7 protein-coding genes and 2 pseudogenes are annotated in these 6,891 nt (G+C 35.6%); 4 read left to right on the top strand and 5 right to left on the bottom strand.

Features of this window, described 5'->3' with window-relative positions; translation table 11 throughout:
• Positions 1-279: 279 nt before the first annotated feature.
• Both D5R40_RS28945 and D5R40_RS28940 read right to left on the bottom strand, forming a co-directional pair.
• On the bottom strand, positions 280-1,926 hold the full coding sequence (locus tag D5R40_RS28945) for a B12-binding domain-containing radical SAM protein (protein ID WP_124155588.1): 1,647 nt from the start codon (positions 1,924-1,926) through the stop codon (positions 280-282).
• A 514-nt stretch (positions 1,927-2,440) separates the two neighbouring features.
• Positions 2,441-2,653, bottom strand: a complete 213-nt coding sequence (locus D5R40_RS28940) for a hypothetical protein (RefSeq protein WP_205127290.1) — start codon at positions 2,651-2,653, stop codon at positions 2,441-2,443.
• Positions 2,654-2,992: 339 nt separating this feature from the next.
• Here D5R40_RS28940 and D5R40_RS36340 point away from each other — a divergent pair, with 339 nt between their 5' ends.
• Positions 2,993-3,145, top strand: coding sequence for a hypothetical protein (locus D5R40_RS36340; RefSeq protein ID WP_161564403.1), 153 nt, complete (start codon positions 2,993-2,995; stop codon positions 3,143-3,145).
• Positions 3,146-3,801: 656 nt separating this feature from the next.
• Here the strand turns inward: D5R40_RS36340 and D5R40_RS28935 are convergent.
• The 3 genes and pseudogenes from D5R40_RS28935 to D5R40_RS28925 all read right to left on the bottom strand — a co-directional run.
• Positions 3,802-4,017: pseudogene (locus D5R40_RS28935) on the bottom strand (SWEET family sugar transporter); the annotation flags it as partial.
• Between the two features lie 500 nt (positions 4,018-4,517).
• Positions 4,518-5,165, bottom strand: coding sequence for a fumarylacetoacetate hydrolase family protein (locus D5R40_RS28930; protein WP_124144027.1), 648 nt, complete (start codon positions 5,163-5,165; stop codon positions 4,518-4,520).
• Between the two features lie 251 nt (positions 5,166-5,416).
• Positions 5,417-5,773 (bottom strand): class I SAM-dependent methyltransferase, encoded by a 357-nt coding sequence (locus D5R40_RS28925; RefSeq protein ID WP_240041677.1) that lies wholly within the window; start codon positions 5,771-5,773, stop codon positions 5,417-5,419.
• Positions 5,774-5,837: 64 nt separating this feature from the next.
• On the opposite strand from D5R40_RS28925, the gene D5R40_RS41570 reads away from it, so the two are divergent.
• The 3 genes and pseudogenes from D5R40_RS41570 to D5R40_RS40260 all read left to right on the top strand — a co-directional run bounded on the left by D5R40_RS41570 (position 5,838) and on the right by D5R40_RS40260 (position 6,653).
• Positions 5,838-5,972: a hypothetical protein gene (locus tag D5R40_RS41570; RefSeq protein WP_282433674.1), complete on the top strand. Its 135-nt coding sequence runs from the start codon at positions 5,838-5,840 to the stop codon at positions 5,970-5,972.
• A gap of 20 nt (positions 5,973-5,992) precedes the next feature.
• Complete coding sequence (locus D5R40_RS42970; RefSeq protein WP_375339363.1) at positions 5,993-6,133, top strand: helix-turn-helix domain-containing protein; 141 nt, start codon at positions 5,993-5,995, stop codon at positions 6,131-6,133.
• Positions 6,134-6,152: 19 nt separating this feature from the next.
• A pseudogene (locus D5R40_RS40260) lies at positions 6,153-6,653 on the top strand (transposase family protein).
• Positions 6,654-6,891: the final 238 nt, after the last annotated feature.

Below are 6,891 nucleotides of genomic sequence, written 5' to 3'. Positions count from 1 at the left end.
TGGATGAGTAACCGCCGACGGCCTCAGCAGAAGCAGGAAGTAAACATCAATTTGTCGCATCGATGTGACGCTTTGTATCAGTTTTATGAAGCAGTCTTGTTACGCTCAAGCTGACAGCTAATAGCTGAATTATCATTTTCTTTGTGGGTTTAATACTCCACCGTCAACGGGGGTGTTCACGCATTACTTGGGGGAGCGAATCCCCATGTAATTTTCCTCCTGTCTCCTGTCTCCTGTCTCCTGTCTCCTTCTTCAATACAACTCAGTCAGGGATTACTTCTAACTTCTAACTTCTAACTTCTGACTTCTGACTTCCCCTATTGCCTCTGCTAAATGTTTCTTTAAAGTTGTTATTGGTAGAGGACCTTGAATATGATTCCAAGGCAAAATTTGCTCTAACTTCCAATCATCAAAAACATAAAAATCCAACTCTGGTAACTCCCCACGCAACTCCTTAAAAGCTCTCTTATAACTACCCAAAGAATCCCCATAATTCCTTACCAATTCTAATAAATTAGATAACCTTCTATCTCCCCTAGAAATTAATCCCTGTATCACCGACCATTTATAACTTTCTGGGCGAAAATCTATCCCTTTTGACCGTAGTTGTTTCTCCAAAAACTTCAGCCTTTTTTCTGATTGAGAGTTGACTCCAAACCATTGAAAAGGTGTGTGAGATTTCGGTACAAAAGTGCTACATCCCAAACTTAATCTTAAACCAGGAGCAGCTTTTTTCAAAGCCAACATCATTTCTATCGTAGCATCTAAATCTTCTACTTCCTCTCCAGGTAAACCCACCATTCCATAAAACTTAATAGCTTTTAAACCACCAGCTTTAGCATTAACAGCAGCTTCAATAATTTCCTCATTTTCCAACTTTTTATTAATTATTTTTCGTAGGCGATCGCTCCCACTTTCTACAGCAATAGTAATTGATTTTGTATCCCTATTACTTAAAATTTTTGCTAATTTTTCCGTCACCGTATTTGTTCTAACCGATGCAATACTCAACCGCACATCATCATATTTTGGCTGATTCAAATAATTCAATAAACTATCAAATTCAGGATGTTGAGTTACCGAAGCTCCCAATAAACCCAAACGTTTTGTAACAGTTAATCCCTTTTCAATAGCAGGAATTAGAGACCCTTCTAAACTAGCACTTCTAAATGGTAAAGTCAGATAACTTGCCAAACAAAAACGACACATTTCCGGGCAACTTCTCACCACTTCTACCATAAAAATATTTTCCCAAGCTGCCTTTTCAGTCACCACAGTAGAAACAGATAAAGTATTACCCCGATAGGTTTGTTTTTGCACTACAACAGGAATATCCTTATCTATAGGTTCAATAGATTTAATAGCACCATCAACACTTTCATAAGTTACTTCATAAAGACTCGGAATATAAATTCCTGGAACTTGTGCTAAATGTCTTAATATTACTTGTTTATCCTCTCCTCTAACTTCTTTATAAGCATCAATAAAATCCCCCAATAAATTTTCCCCATCTCCCAATAAAATTACATCAAAAAAATCAGCAAAAGGTTCAGGGTTTGCCGTTAAAACAGGTCCGCCACCAAATATTATTGGATAATTTTTTGCTGAACGATTTTTAGCTCTAATAGGAATTTCTAAAGATTCCATAATCTGGAAAATATTGACATAATCAAGTTCCCAAGAAACAGAAAAACCAAATAATTCTGTTTGCTGTGGAAGAGGTTCATTAATATCAGTAAATAAACGACTAACTTGTAGATCGGAACGCATTGCTAAAGTTGCCCAAACAATCTGATAACCAAGGCTAGTTATTCCTACAGTATATTCATTAGGAAAAGCAAAAATAATTGGTATGGCACTAGATTCAGGTATTGCTGGAGTGAAGAGTAAACGTTCAGTATTAAATATATTAGTATTAGTAGACATATTTTAGATTATAAATAAGTAGGTAGGCGATAAAAATTACCGTTATGGTTCAACAATCAATAATTAACAATTAATAATTAATAATTACCTCTTTTTATAAAGAAGAGAATTGCCTCAAAGGATTTTTTTCTTTTTTATCCATGAATGGAGAGGCTTTATACTTTAATTTTTCGGTAAGGAGAAAGCAGAAGGAAAAAGGTTATTGATTTATATATTTTTGTGGGCACAACTCTGATATACCTGTGAAACAAGCAATGCCTGCTAAAGGGAGTTTTTCCAAAAATAGCAGATCGAGTATTGTAAAGTTTAAACATACATAAATATATAGCCATCCTAGTATAGATATGAACATTAGCTTTAGGGTTAGTGTTTACTGATGCTGGAATTAATATGGTTTCTAACGTGTTAGACTTTGGACAAAAACGGAGTAGTTAGCGTAATATTTATTTACGCTAACTACTGGGATTAGGGTTTAGAAACAGAATCAAATCTGGAATTATCTTCGTTTCTCACATTATTGATCATCCTGAAGAGCATAGGATGGGTCTGGTTCAATTTCTCCACCGAAACAAATATCTAAATAACTTTCTGGAAGAGAATAAATAACCCTCTCCAACTCATCAATAATATCCCTTCGAGTCATTTTTTCAACTGCATCAATATCAGCTTCACTTCCTGGTTTTCCTAAATATTTATATTGAGTTTTTTTCTGACTATCAGTAGCCATAGGAAAAATCGGTGAAGCAGATTGTAATCTATAATAATAGTACAGTTTCTGATTTCTATCTCGTCATCAAGTTATCACAAAAGGGAACAAAAATTCTCGAAAATAACTAAAAGTTGGCATTTGAGTCGGCGACAACTCTTAATTATTTCTATTTTTCAGTGATTATAGCGGTTTTCATTAACATAGAATACAGCTATTAGGTCTGTAATTATTAAACTTCAAACATACTTATATTTTGTCTGTAGTCTACCTTTGTGAAAACCGCTATAAATTCACTGGGGACAGAGGGATATTGCCCTGTTTAGTTAGCGTAATAATTACGCTAACTATTTTTTCGTTTTGTCCAAAGTCCAAAACGTGGGAAAGGGTAGTTCATTTGACAAATTTAATTATGATGGTAAAGCCACTCAAATGAATGTTTTGTCTCGTTATAAAGCTTTTTTAGACCACCCAGTGATTTTAAAGATACTTGCCAACAAAGAATTAAATTAACTCTCTCAAGAAATATTTGGCTTAGTTATCTAGTGTAATGTAGAACACTAATACCAGTAAATAATTGCTAAAGTTTCCTAAACAATCTGATAACCAAGGCTAGTTATTCCTACAGTATATTTATTAGGAAAAGCAAAAATAATTGGTATGAAATTAGATTCAGGTATTGCTGGAGTGAAGAGTAAGGATTCAGTATTAAATATGTTATATCATGTCCGGATAATTAGTGATGAAAAAAACTTCCTCATTCTTCCTTCTTCCTTCTTCTTTCTTCCCTCCTGACCCCTCCGTCGTTTATTTATAAGTATTCAACTGGACATGATATTAGTAGGAATTACACAAAATAGAAGTATAAAATAGGCTCAAATATAGACAGGAAAAGACTTTTACCTCAAAAAGACATAAATCCTTAATTACCAAGGGTTCTAGGCATTTTTAGGGCATTGACCTAATTTCCTGATCTAGACTGACTCTTAGTCATTTTTCAACCATAAAATGTTTAAATCCCATTAGTAGATATATTAAGTTATAAGTAATCATAGAATATAGTATTTATCAAGAAGTGTAAGATAGATTTACACTGATATATTTTATGTTATCTGTTACCTAAAAACTCCAATTTTGTATCTCATTGAAGCTAAAATTACTATATTGAGTTATTTATACTTTAATTTAAACCATAAAATCGGGGAGGCTAAAGTCAGTGTGGCAACGTTGGTAAAAATAACTGGTACATCTTTAACCAGAATGCCATAAATTATCCAGATCAATACACCAGAGCAGAAAATAGCAAACATTTCTAGGGAGATATCTTTTGTAGAGCGAGTGCGCCAAGTTTTGATAACTTGAGGTAAAAATGAAATAGTTGTTAAACTACCTGCTAGTCATCCTAAAACTGTTACTAAGTTCATAATAGATGCTGATAATTTTAATACTTGTGCTTGAAACTTATCGGTTTTTTTGTTAACTACAAGACTTATGTCGCACTGCTATATATAGCGTATAATTTCCCGATTATTTTGGTATTGTAACTATAATTATTGCTGTTACCTAATTCCTGAATTAATATAGTATTAATCACTTAAATTCAACTAAATTTCTCTTGATATCTTCAACATAAATATCTCGTATTTGAAATTTGTGGTATCGATCGATATGTAGCCTTCGTTCAATTTATCTAATTTTTTAATCCTGAAAATATTGTCAACTTATTAAATATTATACCAACCAACAAAGTTATTAATAATCAGACAATTTAACTTAAAATTCAACTATAGTAACTGCCAAGGCGGTTAGAACTTATGCGGATAACGAACCTCAGACAGGAAAATGTTTTTCCTTCTGTTCCCTGTTCCTTGTTCTCTACTATACATCAATTTCTAATAATCTCAGCCTCCGCAATAACTTCCCCATTTAGAAAAGCAACTAAATAATCATTATTATTGAGAGGCCCAACATTAGGTGGAGTCCCAGTTAAAATAATATCCCCCAAACGTAGCGGTATATTCTGACTAATGAAACAGAGCAGGTCTTGAATTGAAAATAACATTTGTTTGGTAGACCCTTTTTGGCAAACTTCACCGTTGATTTCAAGTCTGATTTCAAGTTCTTCTATTTCTGTGACATCATTCAACTTGCCAAACTTTGACAATGGACAAGCATTTACAAAACTTTTGGCTAGATCCCAAGGATACTTTTTGGCCCTCAACTCATTTTGTCGATCGCGAAGAGTCAAATCTAGAGCAATACCAACACTACTAATTGCCTGTAAAACCTGATTTAGATCCGCCTGATACAAATCAGTGCCAAGTTGGATAGCAATCTCTGTTTCATAATCGCATCGTCCTAAATTAAGAGGTAACAATATCTTTCCTTCAAATGGTACAACACAACCAGGGGACTTTGTGAAAATTATCGGTTCTTTCGGAACTGGGTTGTTTAGCTCTTTTGCATGATCGGCATAATTACGACCTACACAATAAATTGAACCAATTGTTTTAGCTATAGTCAAGGAACTCATTGTTGAAAATTAGGATGTGCTGACCTATTATATCATACTAGACTAGCAATAGAATACGGCGTTGGTGAAGCGCGTGATTATATTAATCTTAATTATTTAGGAGTCAGGAGTCAGGAGTCAGGATTCAGGAGGAAAGAAAGAAGAAGAAATAAGGAATAGAAGGATAAAGTTTTTTGTTCGTGCTCTTATCTGGACAGGATATCATACCTCTTTTTACCAACGCCTAGAATACTAATATAGCAATCACCCAATCAGATGTGAGAATTGAGATGTTCCTTTAAAGTATAGAATATAGCAGTTATCTTACTCTTATGTATTCGTTTTTTTCTTCTTATCTGTTGCCAGATGAGCTGTTGCCTAAAAATCTCCAATATCTCACAACTAAAAAGAGCGCCTTGACTCCAGGCGTGGGTAAAGGAGCCATTCTCGAAAGGTAAATTAGTTGCTGATTCCTTTTGGAAGGTAACCCGCAGAGATGGGAATTTACTTGCCTTTGACCGAGCATTGTCTATATAACTACTACTAATATCGATTCCGACGACCTCACATCCTGTCTGTTGAGCTAGCCAGATTGCAGCATTACCATTTCCACAGGCAATCTCCAACACTCTTGACTCCGCAGTAATACCACTCTGAATCGGGTGCTAAAAGAAGACCGCCTCAGTGCGGGCATTGAATGGACTAAACCGTAAGGCATTGGATGAATTATTACAAGCTTTTTGTGTCCAACTTGACTCGGAAGCGATACGGCGCTCCGCCACCCTCCGCGAACGCTCTTTTGCCAAAAACCTAGAGTTCGAGCTTTAGGAGGAGGGAGAAAAGCGCGGTTGTTAGAGGCCAAAGACAAGCTATTTTTTATCTTGTTCTACTTCAAGTGTTACCCTACCTTTGATGTGGCAGGAATATTGTTTGACTTACACCGCAGCCGAGCACACTATTGGATGTTAAGACTACAACCGTTGCCCTGAGAGTGCTTTAGGGAAAAAAATGGCCTTACCAGAACGTAAGTTACAAAGCATTGAAGAATTCATTGGCAGGTTTCCATCTGCCAAAGAAGTGATGATTGATGGTACGGAACGGCCAATCCAGCGTCCAAAAGACCAGCAAAAGCAGAAAAATCATGACTCAGGTAAAAAAAAGTGCCATAGGAGTCAACATCTGATCATGACAGACTCAGATAAAAGGGTCCTCGTCCTATCAAAAGCAAGAGAGGGCAAGGTTCATGGGCCTTCGGCAGTTGGACGCGCGAAAAATTGGTAGATTTTGTGCTTTTTGGAAGTGAAAATTCATGTAGATTTGGGTTTCCAGGGATTACAGAAGGAATTCGTCAACATCAAAATTCCCACGAAAAAACCTAAAGGAAAGGAATTAACTGAGGAACAAAAACTTTTCAATAGAGAGAAAAGTAGCGTTAGCGTCAAATGTGAACATACAATATCTGGCGTGAAGAGATATAATGCAGGGAGAGGATTGTATGTTCACATTTGACGCTAACGCTACTTTTCAATAGAGAGAAAAGTAGCGTTAGCGTCAAATGTGAACATACAATATCTGGCGTGAAGAGATATAATGCAGGGAGAGGATTGTATCGAAATCACATTAAAGATGCGCGACGATCGCTTCATGTTCACTGCGGCTGGACTCTGGAATTTCTACTTAATGGCAGGATAATTTAATCAGTGAAAACCAGAATTTTCCCATTTCACTTTAAGGTTTTATTTCGCGA

Origin of the sequence: Okeania hirsuta (genome assembly GCF_003838195.1) — a bacterium.
GTDB classification, from domain to species: Bacteria; Cyanobacteriota; Cyanobacteriia; order Cyanobacteriales; family Microcoleaceae; genus Okeania; species Okeania hirsuta.
The sequence above is the reverse complement of the archived record's forward strand: the minus strand, read 5'-3'. Positions and strand labels throughout refer to the sequence as shown.